Annotated in this window: 27 protein-coding genes; 26 read left to right on the top strand and 1 reads right to left on the bottom strand. The window is 62.4% G+C overall.

The window, feature by feature from the left end; translation table 11 throughout:
* Positions 1 to 332 precede the first annotated feature (332 nt).
* On the top strand, positions 333 to 4,439 hold the full coding sequence (locus M1E17_RS17120) for a hypothetical protein (RefSeq protein WP_457963144.1): 4,107 nt from the start codon (positions 333 to 335) through the stop codon (positions 4,437 to 4,439).
* Positions 4,440 to 4,468: 29 nt separating this feature from the next.
* Positions 4,469 to 4,594 carry a hypothetical protein gene (locus M1E17_RS17115; protein WP_267275875.1) on the top strand — a complete coding sequence of 42 codons (126 nt, stop codon included), beginning with the start codon at positions 4,469 to 4,471 and terminating at the stop codon, positions 4,592 to 4,594.
* Positions 4,595 to 4,609: 15 nt separating this feature from the next.
* On the opposite strand, the gene M1E17_RS17110 is transcribed toward M1E17_RS17115, so the two are convergent.
* Positions 4,610 to 6,046 (bottom strand): GH1 family beta-glucosidase, encoded by a 1,437-nt coding sequence (locus M1E17_RS17110; RefSeq protein WP_457963143.1) that lies wholly within the window; start codon positions 6,044 to 6,046, stop codon positions 4,610 to 4,612.
* Between the two features lie 444 nt (positions 6,047 to 6,490).
* On the opposite strand from M1E17_RS17110, the gene rpsJ reads away from it, so the two are divergent.
* From rpsJ to M1E17_RS16990, 24 genes are all read left to right on the top strand, one after another.
* Positions 6,491 to 6,799 carry a 30S ribosomal protein S10 gene (gene rpsJ, locus M1E17_RS17105; RefSeq protein ID WP_003803825.1) on the top strand — a complete coding sequence of 103 codons (309 nt, stop codon included), beginning with the start codon at positions 6,491 to 6,493 and terminating at the stop codon, positions 6,797 to 6,799.
* 17 nt (positions 6,800 to 6,816) lie between these two features.
* Positions 6,817 to 7,467: a 50S ribosomal protein L3 gene (rplC, locus tag M1E17_RS17100; RefSeq protein WP_104136690.1), complete on the top strand. Its 651-nt coding sequence runs from the start codon at positions 6,817 to 6,819 to the stop codon at positions 7,465 to 7,467.
* A 4-nt stretch (positions 7,468 to 7,471) separates the two neighbouring features.
* On the top strand, positions 7,472 to 8,095 hold the full coding sequence (gene rplD, locus M1E17_RS17095) for a 50S ribosomal protein L4 (protein ID WP_108599009.1): 624 nt from the start codon (positions 7,472 to 7,474) through the stop codon (positions 8,093 to 8,095).
* Positions 8,092 to 8,397, top strand: a complete 306-nt coding sequence (rplW, locus tag M1E17_RS17090) for a 50S ribosomal protein L23 (protein ID WP_011692807.1) — start codon at positions 8,092 to 8,094, stop codon at positions 8,395 to 8,397. The genes rplD and rplW overlap by 4 nt, the downstream gene beginning before the upstream one ends.
* A gap of 29 nt (positions 8,398 to 8,426) precedes the next feature.
* Positions 8,427 to 9,266 (top strand): 50S ribosomal protein L2, encoded by an 840-nt coding sequence (rplB, locus tag M1E17_RS17085; RefSeq protein WP_011692806.1) that lies wholly within the window; start codon positions 8,427 to 8,429, stop codon positions 9,264 to 9,266.
* A gap of 12 nt (positions 9,267 to 9,278) precedes the next feature.
* Positions 9,279 to 9,560 carry a 30S ribosomal protein S19 gene (gene rpsS / locus M1E17_RS17080; RefSeq protein ID WP_003803803.1) on the top strand — a complete coding sequence of 94 codons (282 nt, stop codon included), beginning with the start codon at positions 9,279 to 9,281 and terminating at the stop codon, positions 9,558 to 9,560.
* A 37-nt stretch (positions 9,561 to 9,597) separates the two neighbouring features.
* Positions 9,598 to 9,963: a 50S ribosomal protein L22 gene (rplV, locus tag M1E17_RS17075; RefSeq protein WP_003803798.1), complete on the top strand. Its 366-nt coding sequence runs from the start codon at positions 9,598 to 9,600 to the stop codon at positions 9,961 to 9,963.
* Positions 9,964 to 10,797 carry a 30S ribosomal protein S3 gene (rpsC, locus tag M1E17_RS17070; RefSeq protein WP_267275873.1) on the top strand — a complete coding sequence of 278 codons (834 nt, stop codon included), beginning with the start codon at positions 9,964 to 9,966 and terminating at the stop codon, positions 10,795 to 10,797.
* Entirely contained in the window at positions 10,798 to 11,214 is a 417-nt protein-coding gene (gene rplP / locus M1E17_RS17065) for a 50S ribosomal protein L16 (protein WP_013601829.1), read from the top strand.
* Between the two features lie 2 nt (positions 11,215 to 11,216).
* On the top strand, positions 11,217 to 11,546 hold the full coding sequence (rpmC, locus tag M1E17_RS17060) for a 50S ribosomal protein L29 (protein ID WP_267275872.1): 330 nt from the start codon (positions 11,217 to 11,219) through the stop codon (positions 11,544 to 11,546).
* Positions 11,543 to 11,848, top strand: coding sequence for a 30S ribosomal protein S17 (gene rpsQ / locus M1E17_RS17055; protein WP_104042537.1), 306 nt, complete (start codon positions 11,543 to 11,545; stop codon positions 11,846 to 11,848). Before rpmC ends, rpsQ begins: the two co-directional genes overlap by 4 nt.
* Before the next feature lie 500 nt (positions 11,849 to 12,348).
* Positions 12,349 to 12,717: a 50S ribosomal protein L14 gene (gene rplN / locus M1E17_RS17050; RefSeq protein ID WP_024366126.1), complete on the top strand. Its 369-nt coding sequence runs from the start codon at positions 12,349 to 12,351 to the stop codon at positions 12,715 to 12,717.
* A 3-nt stretch (positions 12,718 to 12,720) separates the two neighbouring features.
* Positions 12,721 to 13,080, top strand: coding sequence for a 50S ribosomal protein L24 (rplX, locus tag M1E17_RS17045; RefSeq protein ID WP_056626626.1), 360 nt, complete (start codon positions 12,721 to 12,723; stop codon positions 13,078 to 13,080).
* Entirely contained in the window at positions 13,080 to 13,661 is a 582-nt protein-coding gene (gene rplE / locus M1E17_RS17040) for a 50S ribosomal protein L5 (protein ID WP_307073859.1), read from the top strand. The genes rplX and rplE overlap by 1 nt, the downstream gene beginning before the upstream one ends.
* Positions 13,662 to 13,740: 79 nt before the next feature.
* The gene (gene rpsH, locus M1E17_RS17035) at positions 13,741 to 14,139 is read left to right on the top strand and encodes a 30S ribosomal protein S8 (protein ID WP_018773673.1); all 399 of its coding nucleotides are present in this window, start codon (positions 13,741 to 13,743) and stop codon (positions 14,137 to 14,139) included.
* An 18-nt stretch (positions 14,140 to 14,157) separates the two neighbouring features.
* Positions 14,158 to 14,694 (top strand): 50S ribosomal protein L6, encoded by a 537-nt coding sequence (gene rplF / locus M1E17_RS17030; RefSeq protein WP_267275870.1) that lies wholly within the window; start codon positions 14,158 to 14,160, stop codon positions 14,692 to 14,694.
* A 2-nt stretch (positions 14,695 to 14,696) separates the two neighbouring features.
* Complete coding sequence (gene rplR, locus M1E17_RS17025) at positions 14,697 to 15,080, top strand: 50S ribosomal protein L18 (protein WP_066293270.1); 384 nt, start codon at positions 14,697 to 14,699, stop codon at positions 15,078 to 15,080.
* A complete protein-coding gene (gene rpsE / locus M1E17_RS17020) occupies positions 15,077 to 15,805 on the top strand; it encodes a 30S ribosomal protein S5 (RefSeq protein ID WP_457963142.1) in 729 nt (242 codons plus the stop codon). The genes rplR and rpsE overlap by 4 nt, the downstream gene beginning before the upstream one ends.
* Before the next feature lie 3 nt (positions 15,806 to 15,808).
* Positions 15,809 to 16,015, top strand: coding sequence for a 50S ribosomal protein L30 (gene rpmD, locus M1E17_RS17015; RefSeq protein WP_267275868.1), 207 nt, complete (start codon positions 15,809 to 15,811; stop codon positions 16,013 to 16,015).
* Positions 16,016 to 16,510 (top strand): 50S ribosomal protein L15, encoded by a 495-nt coding sequence (rplO, locus tag M1E17_RS17010; RefSeq protein ID WP_190987315.1) that lies wholly within the window; start codon positions 16,016 to 16,018, stop codon positions 16,508 to 16,510. It abuts the gene before it with no gap.
* 185 nt (positions 16,511 to 16,695) lie between these two features.
* Positions 16,696 to 18,006, top strand: coding sequence for a preprotein translocase subunit SecY (secY, locus tag M1E17_RS17005; RefSeq protein WP_457963141.1), 1,311 nt, complete (start codon positions 16,696 to 16,698; stop codon positions 18,004 to 18,006).
* Positions 18,007 to 18,011: 5 nt separating this feature from the next.
* On the top strand, positions 18,012 to 18,581 hold the full coding sequence (locus M1E17_RS17000; RefSeq protein WP_457967811.1) for an adenylate kinase: 570 nt from the start codon (positions 18,012 to 18,014) through the stop codon (positions 18,579 to 18,581).
* 254 nt (positions 18,582 to 18,835) lie between these two features.
* Positions 18,836 to 19,870, top strand: coding sequence for a 3-oxoacyl-ACP synthase III family protein (locus tag M1E17_RS16995; RefSeq protein WP_457963140.1), 1,035 nt, complete (start codon positions 18,836 to 18,838; stop codon positions 19,868 to 19,870).
* A gap of 29 nt (positions 19,871 to 19,899) precedes the next feature.
* Positions 19,900 to 20,652, top strand: coding sequence for a glycosyltransferase family A protein (locus M1E17_RS16990; protein ID WP_457963139.1), 753 nt, complete (start codon positions 19,900 to 19,902; stop codon positions 20,650 to 20,652).
* The last annotated feature ends 21 nt before the right edge of the window (positions 20,653 to 20,673 follow it).

Below are 20,673 nucleotides of genomic sequence, written 5' to 3'. Positions count from 1 at the left end.
TACAATTAATCCACTCATTGGATTAATTGCGCTAAGCGCCTGCACCGGGAGAGAGACCCATGAGGGACGAATCGTACGAGGCAGGCTATCGCGCCGGGCACTTGCAAGGCTGGGTGGATGCCATGGCTACAGTTATCCCCGCCCGCCCGCCGGCATTTCATCCGGCCGCTGCTGCCCAACCCACTTCCGAACCAACTGCCCAACCCGCTGCGACGCCCCCGGCGGTTCCATGGCCATCCCCAGGACAGCGTGCAGTGCGGCAAGAGACCATTCGTCCCGCCGTCGCAGTACCGCCTTTGCCCTTCCAACCTCCGGCAGGCCAGGTTGGCACATTGCCAGTACCGGCTTTCGCGCCGCCTCCGGTAGAGACGCCCGCCGAGCGCCAGGCGCGTCGGGAAAGGCGGGACCGCCAGAACATCAATATCACCCTGTATGTGGCCAGCCTCCTCTTGGTGGCTGCCGCCGCGCTTTTCATCGGAGCCAACCTTCCGCCCATGTTCCGTTTCCTGGGCGTTTGCACGGTTACTGCCATGTTCTACGTAGCCGGCTTCGTTCTCCATGCACGGGTGGCGCGGCTCAAGCCTGCAGCCATTGCCTTCGCGGGGACCGGCTTGGCGCTGATTCCTGTGACAGGACTGGCGCTTTACAACTTCGTCCTGCAACAGGGGCCGATCGCCTGGCTTATCACCTCCCTGATCGGGACCGCAGCCTACGTGGTGGCAGCCGTCAGACTCGAGAGCCGGGTACTGGTCTATCTTTCCCTCACCTTTGCCGGCTCCTTGGCCTGGTCCGGCGTCAGTGTCCTCGGCGGCGCGTTGGCTTGGTACTTCGGGGCCATGATTGCAGTGGCGGTGCTGCTGACCGTCCTGGCGCTGTCACGCCCAGGCTGGCTTCCACCGGTATACGTCAGGCCCTTGGCGGTTCTCCACCCGCTTGTGGTTCCCACGGTGGCCCTGGCTGTGAATTGCGTCCCTCTGCTCCTGGGGGCAGCCGGGTATGCCTATATCATGGCTCTCTGCGGCGTCTACTTCGCCCTCATGGCTGCTGTGCCCGGGCGGCTGCGGCTGGCCAATGTCTACGCCGCGAGAATTTCCCTGACCCTCGCCGCCGCCGTTGGGGTCTGGCATCTGACCGGTCGCGGCTCTGATGCCTTGCTGACTGCCGCCGGCCTGCTCGCTGTCCAGGCAATGGCCGTAGCGCTCGCCCAGGTGCGGCTCGGGGCCTGGTTTCCCGCAGGGGCCCACGCAAGGGCTCACACAGGGGCTCACGCAGGGAATCACGTAAGGGATCAGGCAGCGCTGCAGGCAGGGGAGAACGGAACAGCCGGCGAGGCAAGGCGGGAAGACGGCCGCTGGTCCCTGGACGCTTTGTTGACTTTCGGAGGTCAACTGCTGGTGACGATGGGACTTGCCGTCCATGGCATCACTTCTGGACTTCTTGGCTATGGCGGTACAGCAGCGGGCGGCTCCCTTCCCTTGTGGGTACCGATGCTGCTGGCGCTTGGCACCAGCATGGTGCTGGCATGGCGGCTGGCCGGGCGGGCAGAGGGGGCTCCCGTTGCTGCCCTTGCCACGGCGGGGCTGTCGGGTTTCATCCTGGGCGCCTGGCCGCTGGCCGCAATGCTTGTCCTCGTGTCGGCGTTCTGGGCGGTCCGAGCAATCCCTGCTGCAGGCAGGGTGCGCGGGAGACTGGTGCTCTCCGCCCGTACTGCATTCACCCTGGCTGTGCCCTTTGCCGTTGCGGCCTTGACAGCAGACGTCCCGGAGCGGAGCGCGGGTATTCTCTTCGGGCTGCTGGTTGCACTGGTATGCCAGCAGTTGCTGACGGCACTCCTGCAGAGAAGGGGGGTGCGGACCTTGGCGCCGGAAGCGAGCCTTGCCGTTCTCGCCGCCGCAGGGTCGCTGTCTTTAGCCGGCCTTGCCTTGGCTGATTCAGCTCCGGACACCGGCCTGGCGGCATCCGGGATCGTGATCCAGCTGCTTGCCGCTCTGGCCATCGGCTGGCTGCTGATGCCGCGGCCTGCCTCCGAGCCTGACCGGAAACCCACGGCTTGGGAGGCTGTGCCCTTGGCGGTATCCGCCGTGGCCGTGAGTCTCGGTTTCCTGACCGTCTCCCACGTGGCCGGAAATGCTGCGCTGGTGCTGGTGGGTGGCTATTTGTTTGCCACAGCCCTTCGGCTACGCCAGCGTCAGCACCGCTGGGCGTACTTTTGGCTGGGACGCGGGGCAGCAACGCTCCTTGCTCTCACCGCCTTTGGTCAGCTGCAGCAGGAGGGCGTAGTGGTCACCGTTGCCGGGGAAGTGATCCGCCCTGCGTCGGTGATGATTGCCGTGCTGGCCCTGCAGCTGGCAATGCCCCTGATTGCGGTTGCCCGGCGACATGCCCCGCGATGGATCCTTGCAGATGCCGGTGCCGTCCTGTCCGTGCAGGTGCTGGCCTGTGGAAGCTTGGCGCTGCAGGATCCCGCTGGAGTACAGGCTATTTCCGGGGCAATTCTGGTGGCATTGTGCGCCGCTGGCTCCGCGTACGTCCTCAGGGCCGAAGCCGGGGCCGTCTGGATCGCACCCGTTGCCTTCGGCTCGCTGCTGGCCGTTACCGGAGGAGAGCTGCTGCAGGTTGAACTGCTGCTGTTCATTTTCGCTGTCTTCAGCACAGTGATGGTGGTGGCCGAACACCAGCGGGCGTACAAAGGGTGGTACTTCGTTGCGGCCAGAGTGCTGACGGCGGGCCTGGCGGTGCTGCTGAGTTACGACCTCACGGCTTCCCTCACCGCCGTTTCCCTGACCTTCGCGCTGGTCCTTGCCGCCCAGCACGTGATCCGCTGGTTCATGAGGAAACGGCTGGCCGACGTTCCGTTCCAGCAGGCCGCAGTGTGGATTACGTTGGCAGGACAGACCTTGCTGCCGCTGGCCTACGTCATCCAGGCCGCCCCTGCCCGGGCACTGACCCAGGACGACGACGGCGGCCGTTGGCTCGTTCTCCTGGAGCTGTTGCTGCTTCTGGTCTCCGCCCTTGGCGCACGGATCTTCTTCGCTGCGCGTGGTTCCGTATATTTCGGCCTTTACGCGGCATTGTTCGGCGTTCTCACGCTGGGCCCGCTGTTCAGCTTTGGTGGAAGGCCGCCCGCGTCACCGGTACTGGACCACACAGGGACGGCGCTGGTCCTGCTTTCGGGGGCGCTGCTGGCAACTTGTGCCGGTGTTGCAAGCCGCCGGCGAAACCTTACGCTTCCCGGCGCGGAACAATGGCTGTGGCTTTGGACCGCCGGCTCGTTCACACTTTCCGGTCTGGCTGTATCAACCGTGGCAGCAGACTGGCTGCCTGGTACGGCGTTGCTGGTTCTTGCGGCCGTGTGCTTTGCTGCCTCGCATCTGGAGGGGTATCCGTTCCTCTATCCACCCGCCGCGGCAGCGGGACTCGGCGGTGGTGTCGCCCTGGCCACGGCGGCCCTCCAAGGAACCTCCGGAGAGTGGGGCACGTTCCTGCCCTGGCTGGCCGGGGCAGGAACAGCCGCTGCCGCCTCGTACCTTGTAAGGCTCTACCGGCAGGACCAATTGCAGGGTGACCCCGTACGTCGTTGGTCCCTGGCCGGTACCGCGCTACTGGCTCTGTGCCTCGTTGCCGCGGCCGGCGCACCCGGCGACATCACGTCCTGGGCCAGCGCAGCCGCGCTGGCTGCCGCCGTCGGAATCTCCTGCTACGAAGCGCCGCCAAGGGCGCGGAGGATAACCGCGGAGGTGGGCGCGCTGGTGGTGACGGCTGCCCTGCAGCGCGCTGCGATCTTTGAGCTGGACGCTCAACCGGGCTATGACCGCCTCGCCGGGGGCATGCCCAACGCGTTCTGGGCGGCGCAGTGGTATGTGCTGTTGGCGTCGGGCCTGGGCGCCCTCCGCTACGGCGCGGGTCATCGGACCGCTGGGCGAATGCTGGTGGCTGCGGGTGCAGGACTTCTCTCGCTGAGCGGCCTTGGCGTGATTTTCGGCGGCACCGGCGGACAACAGTTGTGGGTCCTGGTCCTTCTGGCCATTCTCCTGATGGTGGGTCTTGGGCTGGGGGAGCGGCTGTTCGTCTGGTGGGGTGCTGCAGGAGTGGCCGTGTGTATCCTGTGGGCGATGCGCCATTACACCTTTGCGCTCCTGGCGCTCATCGCCGTCGGCCTGATTGCCTTTGCGGTGTGGCGACTGAACAGGGGAAGCGTCGCCAGCCAAGGCGAAGCCATGGGAAGCGGCTCCGGAGTAGACGGCGGCTGGCCTGAGCAGCCGGGGCCTGAGCGGCCGAGGCCTCAGCAGTCCGGCCCTCAGCCATCAGGACCAGTGCAGCCCGGTCCTCAGCTGCCCGCTCCTCAGCTGCACGCTCCTCAGCTGCCCGCTCCTCAGCAGCCGGATCAACAGCAGTCCCCGCCTCGGCTGCCGGACGGCGGGCCGTTCAGCCGGCCCTGATAGTGTTGGCTGACCGAGAGGAGCTCATCATGGGATGGCTTATTTTTCTGATTGTGGCAGTGGCAGTAGTGGCCGGTGTGTTCTGGGCCAAGAAGCATTTCCGCAACGAGATTGACCGCGCCAAGCGCATCAACCGGGCGAACAAAAACCAATAGCGGGAGCCGCCGGGCTCAGTCAGCCACGGACCTCCGTGCAAGGCAGAGCGCCTGGTACCAGTAGAACGATTCCTTGGGGGTGCGCTCCAGGCTGTCGAAATCCATGTGCACCAGGCCAAAGCGCTGGGAGTATCCTGCAGCCCACTCAAAATTGTCCATCAGCGTCCAGACGTAATAGCCGCGCAGATCCACGTCTGCGGCAATTCCACCGGGAGCCGTCGCTTCCAGTGCGTTGCGTATGTGGTGCGCAAGATAATCGATCCTCTGCTGGTCCTGGACAGGGCCAGTGACGTGCTCGGGTTCAGGGAAACTGGCGCCACTTTCCGTGATGTAGATGGGCGGCAGGGCATCCCGGTAGCGGTCCTTCAGCTCACGCAGCAGGATCCCCAGATGTTCTGGAGCCACCGGCCAACCGAACCCCGTTGTCTCGTACTCGTCGAACGGCACCTGGTGGGCGGGTATCCGAACCATAGCTTCCGCCGGCACGGTGAGGTCCTCACCGGTACCCTGCCCGGCCGCTACCTTCACAGGCTGGTAGTAGTTCACGCCGTAGAAGTCCACGGGCTGATGGATGGTGCGAAGATCGTCCTCGGGTATCTTGCCGAACGAGCGCATCCACGGCTTGGCAAACAGCAGGGAGCGCGGGTAGCGGCCCAGCAGGATGGGGTCGGCATAGACCCGGTTCAGCATAAGGTCGAAGACTTTTGCTGCCACCCTGTCGGCAATGTTCCGTGAGGCCGGCCGGACGGGGGAGTGCAGGTTGGTCACGCCGATGCCGCCGCTGACACCTTCGGAGCGGAGCGCCTGCACAGCAAGACCGTGTGCCAGGAGTTGGTGGTGGACGGCGGGAAAAGCGTCGAACAGCAGGTAGCGCCCGGGAGCGTGAACGCCCAGGGCGTAGCCATTGAGCACCACCGAGGCAGGCTCGTTGAGGGTGACCCATTGGTCTACGCGGTCGCCAAAACGCCGGCCGGCAGCGGCGGCATAGTCGGCAAACCTCTCCGCTGTGGCCCGGTTCATCCACCCGCCACGATGCTCCAGGGGCAGGGGGGTGTCCCAGTGGTACAGCGTAGCCATGGGGGAGATGCCTGCTTCAAGGAGCTGGTCGATGAGGCGGTCGTAAAAGTCCAGGCCCTGTTCGTTGAATGCGCCATGGCCGTCAGGCTGGATCCTTGGCCACGAGATGGAGAAGCGGTAGGAATCAATGCCCAGCTCGCGCATCAGGGCCACATCTTCGTGGGAGCGGTTGTAATGGTCGCAGGCAACCGCCGGCGAATGTCCATCAACAATGACACCAGGCTTCTCGACGAAGGCGTCCCAGCCCGACGGGCCACGTCCGTCCGCGGCCAGCGCGCCCTCAATCTGGAAGGCCGCAGCGGCCACGCCAAGGGTGAAGGAGGGCGGGATCCGCCCTGCCAGTTCGGTGACGGAAACAGCATTTTCCACTGTCATGCCCCTATCATCCATTCGGACGTTGCTGAAGGCAATGACTCTCGGGGCCGACGGCGGCGCAAGCTGGGTTCCGGGGCGTGCCGCCGTTTCAGGCCCCGCCAAACCCTTGATTGGCTTCTCCGGATAATATCCGGCATACTAGATGAGTTGTTCAAGCGCTTCTTCGCGTCCCGATCCGGATAATGCCGGGTGTCAGGGTCCAAGTGGAAGACCAAACATAACCCACTCCCCATGGAACTGCGGATTTGTATTGCGTGCCAAACGCGACACGCCCGACCGCGGGGGTCGGTTGCGCCGGCAAGGTGAGGAACCCGGATTCTTCCGGATTCAGTTTGTGCGGCGGATGGTGGTTACGACCTCAATTGCTTCGGCAGCCATACAACGGGTAAGTGAACAGGGCAGCCCCAACCAGGGGAAGCACAGACTGAAAGAGAGTCAGGCGACATGGCGGGACAAAAAATCCGCATCCGGCTGAAGTCATACGACCACGAGGTCATTGACGTTTCAGCACGGAAGATCGTTGAGACGGTCACGCGCGCAGGCGCAACGGTAGTGGGCCCCGTGCCGCTGCCGACGGAGAAGAACGTTTACTGCGTAATCCGCTCTCCGCACAAGTACAAGGACAGCCGCGAGCACTTTGAAATGCGCACGCACAAGCGTCTTATCGACATCATCGATCCCACGCCCAAGGCTGTTGACTCGCTCATGCGTCTCGACCTGCCGGCAGACGTGAACATCGAAATCAAGCTGTAGGGAGGTGCTGAGAGACTATGACCGCAACCCGTAATGTAAAGGGCCTGCTGGGCACGAAGCTCGGCATGACCCAGGTCTGGGACGAGAACAACAAGCTCATCCCCGTCACTGTGGTCCAGGCAGATTCGAACGTCATCACCCAGCTGCGCAACGCAGACACCGATGGCTACGTCGCCGTTCAGATCGGCTACGGCCAGATCGATCCCCGCAAGGTCACCAAGCCGCTGGCTGGTCACTTTGAAAAGGCAGGCGTCACTCCTCGCCGCCACGTCGTCGAACTGCGCACTGCAGATGCCGACTCTTACGAGCTGGGCCAGGAGCTTTCTGTTGAGCTCTTCGAAGCCGGCCAGAAGATCGACGTTATTGGCACCACCAAGGGTAAGGGCTTCGCCGGCGTTATGAAGCGTCACGGCTTCCACGGCGTTGGAGCTTCCCACGGTGCCCACAAGAACCACCGTAAGCCCGGTTCAATCGGTGGCGCATCCACCCCGAGCCGCGTCTTCAAGGGCATGAAAATGGCCGGCCGCATGGGCGCCGTTCGTCACACCACGCTGAACCTCACGGTCCACGCGGTTGACGTTGAGAAGTCGCTGCTCCTGATCAAGGGTGCCGTTCCCGGCGCCCGCGGCCAGGTCGTACTCGTACGCACCGCAGTGAAGGGAGCCTAGTTAAATGACTAGCACTGTCAAGGTTGACCTGCCTGCAGAGATCTTCGACGTTCAGACCAACGTGCCGCTGCTGCACCAGGTCGTCGTTGCCCAGCTCGCTGCTGCCCGCCAGGGAACCCACAAGACCAAGACCCGCGCCGAAGTTTCCGGTGCAGGCCGCAAGCCGTTCAAGCAGAAGGGCACCGGCCGCGCCCGTCAGGGTTCAATCCGTGCACCTCACATGACCGGTGGTGGCGTTGTCCACGGTCCCACACCGCGTGACTACAGCCAGCGCACCCCCAAGAAGATGATTGCTGCTGCCCTGCGCGGCGCACTGTCTGACCGGGCACGCAACGGCCGCATCCACGTTGTTGCCGAACTGGTGGAGGGCACCAAGCCGTCCGTCAAGAACGCACTGGCAACGCTGCGCGGAGTTTCCGAGCGCAAGAACCTGCTGGTTGTCATCGAGCGCGCCAACGACGTTGCAGCACTGTCCGTGCGCAACCTCGCCGGTGTTCACGTTCTGTACGCAGACCAGCTGAACACCTACGACGTTCTCGTCTCTGACGACGTTGTCTTCACCAAGGCTGCCTACGAAGCATTCGTTGCTGACAAGGCAGTGGCAAAGAACGAGGAGGATGCCAAGTGAGTGCAGCCACCATCAAAGACCCGCGCGACGTCGTGCTTGCACCCGTCGTATCGGAAAAGAGCTACGGCCTGATCGATGAGGGAAAGTACACCTTCCTGGTGGACCCCCGCTCGAACAAGACCGAGATCAAGCTGGCCGTGGAGAAGATTTTCTCCGTCAAGGTCGAATCGATCAACACCATCAACCGTGCCGGTAAGCGCAAGCGCACCAAATTCGGATGGGGTACCCGCAAGAACACCAAGCGTGCCATTGTGACCCTCAAAGAAGGCACTATCGACATCTTCGGCGGTCCGCTCGCGTAGCGGAGACCACTTTAACGAGGAAATAAATTATGGGAATCCGTAAATACAAGCCGACTACCCCGGGCCGTCGTGGCTCGAGCGTAGCGGACTTCACCGAAATCACGCGGTCGACGCCGGAAAAGTCGTTGGTACGTCCGCTGCCCAAAAAGGGCGGCCGTAACAACACCGGTAAGATCACAACCCGTCACAAAGGTGGTGGACACAAGCGCCAGTACCGTCTGATCGACTTCCGTCGCCACGACAAGGACGGCGTTGACGCCCGCGTTGCCGAAATCGAGTACGATCCGAACCGCACGGCTCGCATCGCCCTCCTGCACTACGTTGATGGCACCAAGCGTTACATCATCGCCCCGAACAAGCTGTCCCAGGGTGACTTCGTAGAAGCAGGTGCCAACGCTGACATCAAGCCTGGCAACAACCTGCCCCTGCGCAACATCCCGGTAGGTACCGTTATCCACGCAGTTGAACTGCGTCCGGGTGGCGGCGCCAAGATGGGCCGCTCCGCCGGCGCATCGATCCAGCTCGTAGCCAAGGAAGGCCGCTTCGCCCAGCTGCGTCTGCCTTCCGGCGAAATCCGCAACGTTGACGTGCGCTGCCGCGCTACCGTCGGCGAGGTCGGCAACGCCGAGCAGTCGAACATCAACTGGGGTAAGGCCGGCCGCATGCGCTGGAAGGGCGTTCGCCCGACTGTCCGTGGTGTCGCGATGAACCCGGTTGACCACCCGCACGGTGGTGGCGAGGGTAAGACGTCCGGTGGACGTCACCCCGTCAACCCGAACGGTAAGCGGGAAGGCCGCACCCGGCGTCCCAACAAAGAGAGCGACAAGCTTATTGTTCGTCGCCGTCGTACTGGCAAGAACAAGCGATAGGAGCCTGGACACATGCCACGCAGCCTGAAAAAAGGTCCTTTCGTTGACCAGCACCTCTTTGTGAAGGTAGCCAGGGAAAACGAAAAGGGCACCAAGAACGTCATCAAGACCTGGTCCCGCCGTTCGATGATCATCCCCGACATGCTCGGGCACACGATCGCCGTGCACGACGGACGCAAGCACATCCCGGTGTTTGTCACTGAGTCGATGGTCGGGCACAAGCTCGGCGAATTCGCTCCCACGCGGACATTCCGCGGCCATGTCAAGGACGACCGTAAGGGCAAGCGCCGCTAGGCGCCTGCACTTACGTCAAGACGAGAGAAGGAAAGCAATGGAAGCCAAGGCAATTGCGCGTCACATCCGCGTAACGCCTATGAAGGCCCGGCGCGTCGTCAACCTTGTTCGTGGTAAGCAAGCGAATGAGGCTCTGGCAATTCTGAAGTTTGCCCCGCAGGCAGCTTCGGAGCCGGTATTCAAGGTAGTTCAGTCGGCAATCTCCAACGCCCGGGTCCTCGCGGACCGCGACGGCGTGGCGTTTGACGAAGGTGACCTCATCATCAGCGAAGCGTTTGTTGATGAAGGCCCGACCATGAAGCGGTTCCAGCCGCGTGCCCAGGGTCGTGCATTTCAGATCAAGAAGCGCACCAGCCACATCACCGTGGTAGTCGCTACCCCGGAGAAAGAGGAGGCTCGCTAAGTGGGACAGAAAGTAAACCCGCACGGGTTCCGACTCGGCATCACCACCGATCACGTATCGCACTGGTTCGCTGACAGCACCAAGGCCGGACAGCGGTACAAGGACTTCGTTCGCGAAGACATCCGTATCCGCCAGCTCATGTCTGTCGGCATGGAGCGCGCCGGTATCGCCAAGGTTGAGATCGAGCGCACCCGTGACCGTGTCCGCGTGGATATCCACACGGCACGTCCCGGCATCGTTATCGGCCGCCGTGGCGCAGAAGCAGACCGCATCCGCGGCGAGCTCGAAAAGCTCACGGGCAAGCAGGTCCAGCTGAACATCCTCGAGGTCAAGAACCCCGAGATGGAAGCACAGCTTGTTGCCCAGGGTGTTGCCGAGCAGCTGACTTCCCGCGTGGCTTTCCGCCGTGCGATGAAGAAGGCCATGCAGTCCGCGCAGCGTGCAGGTGCCAAGGGCATCCGTATCGCCTGCTCCGGTCGACTGGGCGGCGCCGAAATGTCCCGCTCGGAGTTCTACCGCGAAGGCCGCGTGCCCCTGCACACCCTCCGCGCGAACATCGACTACGGCTTCTACGAAGCCAAGACCACCTTCGGCCGCATTGGCGTGAAGGTCTGGATCTACAAGGGTGACATCACCGCCAAGGAACTGGCTCAGCAGGCAGCTGCTGCTCCGTCCCGTGGCCGCGGTGCCAGCGACCGTCCGGGACGTCCCGGTGGCGCTGACCGTGGTGACCGCCGCCGTCGTACCGACCGTCCGGCCGCCGAAGCAGCTCCTGCTGCAGAGGCTCCGGCAGTTGAGGCTGCACCCGTTGCAGTAGAAGGAGGACAGGCTTAAATGCTTATCCCACGTCGAGTCAAGCACCGTAAGCAGCACCACCCGGGTCGTTCCGGCGCTGCTACGGGCGGCACCAAGGTCTCCTTCGGTGAGTACGGCATCCAGGCCCTGAGCCCGGCATACGTTACCAACCGTCAGATCGAGTCTGCACGTATCGCGATGACCCGCCACATCAAGCGTGGCGGTAAGGTCTGGATCAACATCTACCCGGACCGTCCCCTGACGAAGAAGCCTGCCGAAACCCGTATGGGTTCCGGTAAGGGTTCGCCGGAATGGTGGGTCGCCAACGTCAAGCCGGGCCGGGTTCTCTTTGAGATCTCCGGCGTCGAAGAATCGGTAGCTCGCGAGGCACTGCGCCTGGCAATCCACAAGCTCCCGTTGAAGGCACGCATTTTGCGTCGCGAAGGTGGTGAATAGAAATGGCAGTAGGATCCAAGGAACTTGCATCCGCACAGCTGGACACGTTCGACAACGAGCGCCTCGTTGAAGAACTCCGTAAGGCTAAGGAAGAGCTGTTCAACCTGCGTTTCCAGTCCGCCACCGGTCAGCTGGAGAACCACGGTCGTCTGCGCGCGGTAAAGAAGGACATCGCACGCATCTACACCGTTCTCCGTGAGCGCGAGCTGGGCATTCGTGCCGAGGTTGCCGCACCGGTTGTGGAAGCCAAGGAAGAAAAGAAGTCCAAGAAGTCAGCAACCAAGAAGGCCGAGACGGCTGAAACGGTTGAGACCGAGGAGGACGCCAAGTGAGTGAAAAGGACGAGAACGTGACGGAAACTGCTACCGCAGCCACGGCTGAGCAGCGCGGTTACCGCAAGACGCGTCGCGGCTACGTTGTCTCTGACAAGATGGAAAAGACCATCGTTGTTCAGGTTGAAGACCGCGTGAAGCACGCTCTTTACGGCAAGGTCATCCGCCGTACCTCCAAGGTCAAGGCACACGACGAAGAGAACACCGCCGGCATCGGCGACCTCGTTGTCATCGCCGAGACCCGCCCGCTGTCCGCCACGAAGAACTGGCGGCTCGTGGAGATCCTCGAGAAGGCCAAGTAACAGCCCTGCTGTTATGACTGCTTAGAAACCCCCGTTCCCTTATGGGAGCGGGGGTTTCTGCGTAACGACGTGGGGTTGCCCGCGCCGGCGTCATGGGGGCACGGTCTTCCGCGAACGCACGACGGCGGCGGCCCTTTTGCGGTGCAGCGGCACCCCTGGCGGGCCAAAAGACAGCCCCCTGTGACGCCGTCGTGCATTGCGGGGGAGTGGCGGCTCTGTGATATGGGGGCTGGCCCGAACTGTGCTAGGATATTGAGTTTGTATGGCGCCTTTCGCGCGCCGTCATCAACCTCGTAAACAATCGTGCCACGGCATAGTGCCCCCTCGCGCTCCAGGTCAGCCTGGACCGGCTTGGGAAGCAAATGTTTTTGGCACGGGCGTTTAGGCCTGGTCTGGCAAAATCCAGGCAGGTCAAGAGACACCCCGATCAACCGTTCCGCAAGGCTCATTCCGTAGGAAGATTTTCGGTCTGAGAACCAGCGCGACGCAAGGAGTAAATAGTGATTCAGCAGGAGTCGCGACTCAAGGTCGCCGACAACACGGGTGCTAAGGAAATCCTTACCATTCGCGTTCTCGGTGGATCTGGCCGTCGCTACGCAGGCATTGGCGACGTCATCGTCGCTACCGTCAAGGACGCAATTCCGGGCGGCAACGTAAAGAAGGGCGATGTTGTCAAGGCAGTCATCGTCCGTACCAAGAAGGAACGCCGCCGTGCGGATGGTTCCTACATCAAGTTTGACGAGAACGCAGCTGTGATCCTGAAGGCTGACGGTGACCCCCGCGGTACCCGCATCTTCGGACCGGTTGGTCGTGAACTCCGTGACAAGAAGTTCATGAAGATCGTTTCTCTGGCTCCGGAGGTGCTCTAGTCCATGGCTAAGATCAAAAAGGGTGACCTGGTTCAGGTCATCACTGGCGCCAAGGCTGAGCGCGGCGGCGACCGTGGCAAGCAGGGCAAGGTTCTGCGCGTATTCCCGGAGACCAACCGCGTGTTGGTTGAAGGCATTAACCGCGTAACCAAGCACACCAAGGTCGGTCAGTCGCAGCGCGGCACCAAGACCGGTGGCATCGAGGTCGTTGAAGCTTCGATCCACATCTCCAACGTGGCTCTGGTTGACCCGTCCACCAAGAAGCCCACCCGCGTTGGTTTCCGCACCGAGACCGTGGAGCGCAATGGCGTGAAGCGTGAAGTGCGTGTACGCGTGGCCAAGAGCTCCGGGAAGGACATCTAATGACTGAGACTCTCGAGACTCCGGCAACGAAGATCGTTCCTCGTCTGAAGACCAAGTACGCCGATTCCATCAAGAGCACGCTCATTGAGGAATTCAAGTACGAGAACGTCAACCAGGTTCCCCGCCTGGTGAAGGTCGTTGTGAACATGGGTGTTGGAGATGCCGCCAAGGACTCCAAGCTGATCGACGGCGCTGTCCGCGATCTGACCCTGATCACCGGCCAGAAGCCGCAGGTAACCAAGGCCCGCAAGTCAATCGCACAGTTCAAGCTGCGCGAAGGCATGCCCATCGGTGCACACGCAACCCTGCGTGGCGACCGCATGTGGGAATTCCTGGACCGCCTTGTCACGCTGGCCCTGCCCCGTATCCGCGACTTCCGCGGCCTCAGTGGCAAGCAGTTCGATGGCAACGGCAACTACACCTTCGGTCTGACCGAGCAGGTTATGTTCCACGAAATCGACCAGGATTCCATCGACCGCACCCGCGGCATGGACATCACTGTGGTCACCACTGCCAAGACCGATGACGAAGGCCGCGCGCTGCTGAAGGCGCTTGGTTTCCCGTTCAAGGCCGAAGACTAATCTAACTACGTAAAAGGTCCTTCGCTGAGGCTTTATGCCGCGGCGAGGAAACCGTTATGAGGAAGGGCAAGAGCCCACAATGACAATGACAGATCCTGTCGCAGACATGCTTACGCGTCTGCGCAATGCAAACTCGGCATACCACGACTCCGTGACTATGCCGTACAGCAAGCTCAAGGCACGCGTTGCCGACATCCTGAAGGCTGAAGGTTACATCGCCTCCTGGAAAGAAGAAGACGCTGAGGTTGGCAAGAAGCTGACCCTCGAGCTCAAGTTCGGCCCGAACCGTGAGCGTTCCATCGCTGGCGTTCGTCGTATTTCCAAGCCGGGACTGCGCGTTTACGCAAAGTCCACCAACCTGCCGCACGTGCTCGGTGGCCTGGGTGTCGCAATCCTGTCCACCTCTTCCGGCCTCTTGACTGACAAGCAGGCCGGCAAGAAGGGCGTGGGCGGCGAAGTCCTCGCTTACGTCTGGTAACGGGAAAGGAAGAGAATAATGTCACGTATTGGACGTCTCCCCATCACCGTTCCTGCCGGCGTTGAGGTCAAGGTTGACGGCTCTGTCGTCAGCGTCAAGGGTGCCAAAGGCGAGCTGAACCACACTGTGGCCAGCCCGATCGAGGTTTCCCTGGAAGCAGAGACCCTGACTGTCGCCCGCCCGAACGACGAGCGCGCCTCCCGTTCACTCCACGGCCTGACCCGCACCCTGATCTCCAACATGATCGAGGGCGTAACCAAGGGCTACGAGAAGAAGCTTGAAATCGTTGGTACTGGTTACCGCGTTCAGGCCAAGGGATCTGACCTTGAGTTCGCTCTCGGCTACAGCCACCCGGTAAATGTTTCGGCACCGGACGGCATCACCTTTGCAGTTGAGACCCCGACCAAGCTCTCTGTTTCAGGTATCAACAAGCAGCAGGTCGGCGAGGTTGCTGCCAACATTCGCAAGCTTCGGAAGCCGGACCCCTATAAGGGCAAGGGCATCCGTTACGCAGGCGAAGTCATCCGCCGCAAGGTCGGAAAGGCTGGTAAGTAACCATGGCCATCTCAATCAATAAGAAGCGTACGAACAAGAGCAAGTCTGCTTCACGCAGCCGCCGCCAGCTTCGTATCCGCAAGCGCATCTCCGGAACGGCTGTACGTCCTCGTCTGGTCGTCAACCGCTCCGCACGCCACGTATTCGTCCAGGTTGTCGATGACACCAAGGGCCTGACCGTAGCGAGCGCGTCCACACTGGAAGCCGACCTTCGTGCATTCGACGGTGACAAGACTGCCAAGGCCAAGCGCGTTGGCGAGCTCGTTGCCGAGCGTGCGAAGGCTGCCGGCGTCGAAGCTGTTGTCTTCGACCGCGGTGGTAACAAGTACCACGGCCGGATCGCCGCCGTCGCTGACGGTGCACGTGAAGGTGGGCTGTCACTGTGACGGAAGCAAACAAGGAAAAGGACACTGTGTCTGCAGATCAGAAGGCTACTGAAGCCGTAGCTGCTCCGGCCACTGAGACCACTGCCGCCGCTGCTGCCGATGACCGCCGTGGTGGCGCTCGTCGTGGCGAGCGTGGCGACCGTGGCCAGGGCCGCGGCGACCGTGGTGGCCGTGGTGGCCGCGATGGCGGCCGTGAAGCCGAGAAGAGCCAGTTCATCGAGCGCGTTGTCACCATTAACCGCGTTTCCAAGGTGGTCAAGGGTGGTCGTCGCTTCAGCTTCACCGCCCTGGTCGTCGTTGGTGACGGCAACGGTATGGTCGGCGTGGGCTATGGCAAGGCTAAGGAAGTTCCCGCCGCAATCGCGAAGGGCGTTGAAGAGGCTAAGAAGTCCTTCTTCCGCGTTCCCCGCATTGGCAACACCATCCCGCACCGCGTTCAGGGTGAGGCTGCTGCCGGCGTCGTAATGCTGCGTCCGGCTTCCGCCGGTACCGGTGTTATCGCCGGTGGTCCGGTCCGTGCAGTACTGGAGTGCGTGGGCATCCACGACATCCTCTCCAAGTCGCTCGGTTCCTCCAACGCCATCAACATCGTGCATGCCACCGTTGATGCGCTGAAGCGCCTCGAAGAGCCGGCAGCTGTGGCAGCACGCCGCGGCCTGCCGCTGGATGAAGTTGCTACCCCGGCTATGGTCAAGGCCCTCCTGAACCAGAAGGTGGGTGTCTAAGCTATGGCTAAGAACCTGATTCCCTCCGACGCTCAGTTGGAGATCACTCAGATCAAGTCCGTCATTGGCGGCAAGCAGAACCAGCGCGACACCCTTCGGTCCCTCGGCCTGAAGCGGATCGGACACACCGTTGTCCGCACCGCCGACGCCGTGACCGTTGGAATGCTCAACACGGTTCCGCACCTGGTAAAGGTAGAGGAGGCGAAGTAAATGGCAGAGAAAAACACTGCTGAGAAGGCACAGAGCGCTACTGCTGAGAAGCAGAACGCTCTGAAGGTCCACCACCTGCGTCCCGCCCCGGGTGCCAAGACCGCCAAGACCCGTGTTGGTCGTGGTGAAGGTTCCAAGGGTAAGACCGCTGGTCGCGGTACCAAGGGTACGAAGGCCCGCTACCAGATCAAGGCTGGCTTTGCCGGCGGCCAGCTGCCGCTGCACATGCGCCTGCCGAAGCTGCGCGGCTTCAAGAACCCGTTCCGGGTTGAGTTCCAGGTTGTCAACCTGGACAAGCTCAACGAGCTGTTCCCGGAAGGTGGCGCAGTGACCGTGGAGAACCTGGTCGAAAAGGGTGCCGTTCGCAAGAACCAGCCCGTCAAGGTGCTGGGCACCGGTGACATCACCGTGAAGGTTGACGTCACCGCCCACGCATTCTCGGCCAGCGCTGCTGAAAAGATTGCTGCAGCAGGCGGAAGCACCACCGCGCTCTAGAGCCGGTGGGGCAAATGCCCGTTGTTGGACTCCCGGGATTCGGGGCCGCAAGGCCTCGGATCCCGGGAGTTTTTCGTTTTCCACGCTTTCCGGATTATCCGTGAACAGCCTCCACCCGTTAGACTCGGTTGTTGGGTTTATTCACCCTGCTCCCATGACTTCATTTAAACCACTCAGGAGGACGCTTGCTTAGCGCATTTGGCCGGGCCTTTCGCACGCCTGATCTGCGACGCAAGTTGTTGTTCACGCTGGGAATCATCACAATCTTCCGCTTGGGTGCCTTCATCCCCTCGCCTGGTGTGAACTACCAGAATGTCCAGCAATGCTTGTCGAACGGTCAGACCGCAGAGGGGCTCTATCAGCTCGTCAACCTGTTCAGCGGCGGTGCATTGCTCCAGGTGTCCATCTTCGCACTGGGCATCATGCCGTACATCACCGCCAGCATCATTGTGCAGCTGCTCCGGGTGGTTATTCCCCGTTTCCAGGAGCTCTATGAAGAAGGTGCTTCCGGGCAGTCAAAGCTGACGCAGTACACACGGTACCTGACCATTGCCCTGGGCCTCCTGAACGCGACAACGCTTGTTTCCCTGGCACGCTCAGGCCAGCTGCTCCCCGGCTGTAATCTCCCGATCATCCCTGACGACAGCGTGATCACCACCATCCTCCTCATCATCACCCTGACGGCCGGCACCGGCCTCATCATGTGGATGGGCGAGCTGGTCACCGAAAAGGGTGTGGGCAACGGCATGTCGCTGCTCATCTTTACTTCCATCGCAGCAACATTCCCCACCTCCCTTGGCGCCATCTGGTCCTCCCAGGGCCCGGGCACCTTCTTTATGGTCCTGGCCATCGGCCTGGTGACTGTTGGCCTGGTGGTCTTTGTGGAGCAGTCCCAGCGGCGGGTCCCGGTCCAGTACGCCAAGCGGATGATCGGGCGACGCACCGTGGGCGGCACCAGCACCTACATCCCCATCAAGGTGAACATGGCCGGCGTGATCCCTGTGATCTTTGCTTCGTCCATGCTCTACCTGCCTGGTCTGATCTCACAGTTCAACCAGCCCAAACCGGGCGAGCAGCTGCAACCTTGGGTTGAGTGGATCAACAACAACCTGACCCGTGGCGACCACCCGATCTACATGGCGCTCTACTTCGCCATGATTGTATTTTTCACCTACTTCTATGTCGCGATCACCTTCAACCCTGAAGAGGTCTCAGACAACATGAAGAAGTACGGCGGCTTCATTCCCGGTATCCGTGCGGGCAAGCCGACGGCGGATTACCTCCAGTACGTGCTCTCCCGGATCACCTTGCCCGGCGCCCTGTACCTGGGCTTCGTGGCACTGATTCCGCTGGTGGCACTTGTACTGATCAACGCCAACCAGAACTTCCCGTTCGGTGGTACCTCCATCCTGATCATGGTGGGCGTTGGCCTTGAAACCGTCAAACAGATAGACGCGCAACTACAGCAACGTCACTACGAAGGGCTCTTGCGATGACGAGAATGTTAATTATTGGACCACCCGGCTCCGGAAAAGGGACGCAGGCGGAACGCATATCGGAGCGCCTCGGCGTTGTGGCGATCTCCACCGGCGACATCTTCCGTGCCAACGTCAAGGGTGAGACCCCGCTTGGCATCGAAGCCAAGAAGTACATGGACAACGGAGACTTCGTTCCGGACAGCGTGACCAACAAGATGGTCCGGGACCGCCTCAGCGAGCCCGACGTCGAAAGCGGATTCCTGCTCGACGGCTACCCGCGCACCACGGCACAGGTGGACTACCTCGACGAGATTCTCGCCAACGGCGAAGAGAAGCTCGACGTCGTCCTGCAGCTGACCGCCGACGATGAGGAATTGGTGACCCGCCTCCTGGGCCGTGCCAAGGAAACCGGCCGGAGCGACGACAATGAAGCCGTCATCCGCCACCGCCTTGACCTCTACCACGAGCAGACCGAGGCAGTTGTTGCCAAATATGCGGAGCGCGGCATCCTGACCCAGGTTGACGGCATCGGCGCCATCGACGAAGTGACGGACCGTGTAATGCAGGCCATCAAGGCCGCACAAGCAGCCTGATACCCTTTCTGCTCGCGGCCGCGGCGGGACCCCGGACGGGGCTGACGCCACCGGCCCTGCCTTAGGGATCCAAGGAAGGCGCGTCCCGTACTATCAAGTACGGAACGCGCCTTTCTCTGTTCCTGGAGGCCATTGTTCCTGGAGGCCAGCCGCTTGGACGGCAGCATCCTGGGGCCAGCGTCCTGGAAGCGGCTGTTGTTAGAGCGTAAGGCTGGCGCCGGATCAACGTCCGCATTGTCTGTGGGGAGATATGCATGCACCAACCTGTTCCGGGCGCGGCGAGGATAGCCGGCCTCGAAGTCTACGTGCCGCCAGGCCGCCTGAGCACCAACGACCTGGAGCTACAGCTTGCTGCGGCCAGTCCCGGCTTCCGTGTTCCCAAGGGCCTCATCGGCCGGCTGACCGGAATCCGGACCAGGTCCGTGATGGCCGCGGCCGAGCAGGCCTCAGACCTTGCGGCTGTAGCCGCCGGAAAACTGCTGGCTGACCTCGGTCTCGAGCCCGCCGACGTCGGCCTCCTTATTTTTGCCTCCGCGAGCCAGGACATGGTGGAGCCGGCCACGGGGCATATGGTGGCGGCGAAACTAGGGGTGACGTGTCCCGTTATGGACGTCAAGAACGCCTGTAACAGCCTGCTGAACGGGCTGGAGGTAGCGGACGCCCTGATCGGGACCGGCCGGTACCGCCGGGTGCTTCTGGTCAGCGGTGAATCGCCGTCCCGAGCGGTGCGATGGGCCGTTCCGGACCAGGAAACTTTCGCCGCGGCGTTTCCCGGCTACACCATGAGCGACGCCGGCTGTGCGCTGCTGCTGGAACCTGCCGACCCCCACGACGAATCAGGACCGCGCGTGCTGGGGACGGGATTCACGGCGAAAAGCAGCCACTGGGCGGTGGGGACACTGGGCACTGGCGGATCCGTTGCCCCAAGGGATCCCGAGGCGACCTATTTCACCATGGACGGCGAGAAACTCAAGGACGCGTTCCTGGACCTTGGCCGCGGCATCCTGGATGAAACACTGGCCCGGCTTGAACTGGCCTGGTCCGATTTCGCCGTCGTCTGCGTGCACCAGGTCAGCGCACCGTACCGGGACGTCTTCGCCCGTGGCGCCGGGGTGCCACAGGAGAAACTCGTCAAGACCGTGGAGGAGTTCGGCAACATGGCCTCCGTCAGCCTGGCCCTTCAATTGAAGCTGGCTCAGGACCTGGGCCGTTGCGGTCCGGGCGATCTGGTGGCGCTGGTGGGGCTGGCCGGCGGCGTCAGCCTGGGGATCGCCGTGGTCAGGCTGTGACCGGGACTTTAGCGGCCAGCGTTCCTCCCGTGCGGCCCCTGTGCGTTGCCATGCCGGTGCTGAATGAAGAGAAGCTGATCCTGGAAACGTTGCAGGCACTCGCTGCCCAGCTTCAGCCTGATTTCACCTTGGTAATCGTGGACAACGGTTCCACAGACGCCAGCCAGGCCATCGTGGCGGAATTCGCCGCGCTGAACCCTGGCATGGACATCCGGTTGATTACTGAGCCGGAGAAGGGGACCGGCGCCGCAGCGGACACCGGAATGCGCTTTGGTGCATTGAACGGCGCCCGCTGGCTGGCACGAACCGATGCGGATTGCCTCCCGGCGCCGGACTGGACGCTGCGGATCATGGAGGCCTTCGACGACGGCCTGGAGATGATCGCCGGGCAGTTGAACCCCCGCCTGGACGAGGGCCTGGGCCGCCGGCAGCGGTGGCTGATGCTGGGGGCAGTGGAGGTGGCATCCTTCTTTGGCCGGATCCGCCCAGGCAACAAAGGGGAAGGCTATCTGGGTCCGTACCAGATGCTGCCCGGCTGCAATATGGCCATCACGGCGGATCTCTACCTCCGCTCGGGAGGGTTTCCCCGCACCAGCATCGAGGAGCTCCACGAGGACCGGGCGCTGTCCAACCGCGTACGCAGGCTGACGCGGGCGTATGCGCTCCGGCGGAACGTGGTGGTGTACGGTTCCTCACGCCGGGTGAAGGCCTGGGGCCTGCCCAACACCCTTGCCTGGTACGCGGACCACCGCTACCGGCCAGAACACGTGGACATCCGGTGATCTCCCGGGAAATTTCGGGCC

It is taken from the genome of Arthrobacter sp. D1-29, assembly GCF_054130585.1.
This window is presented reverse-complemented; position numbering and strand designations above follow the sequence as displayed.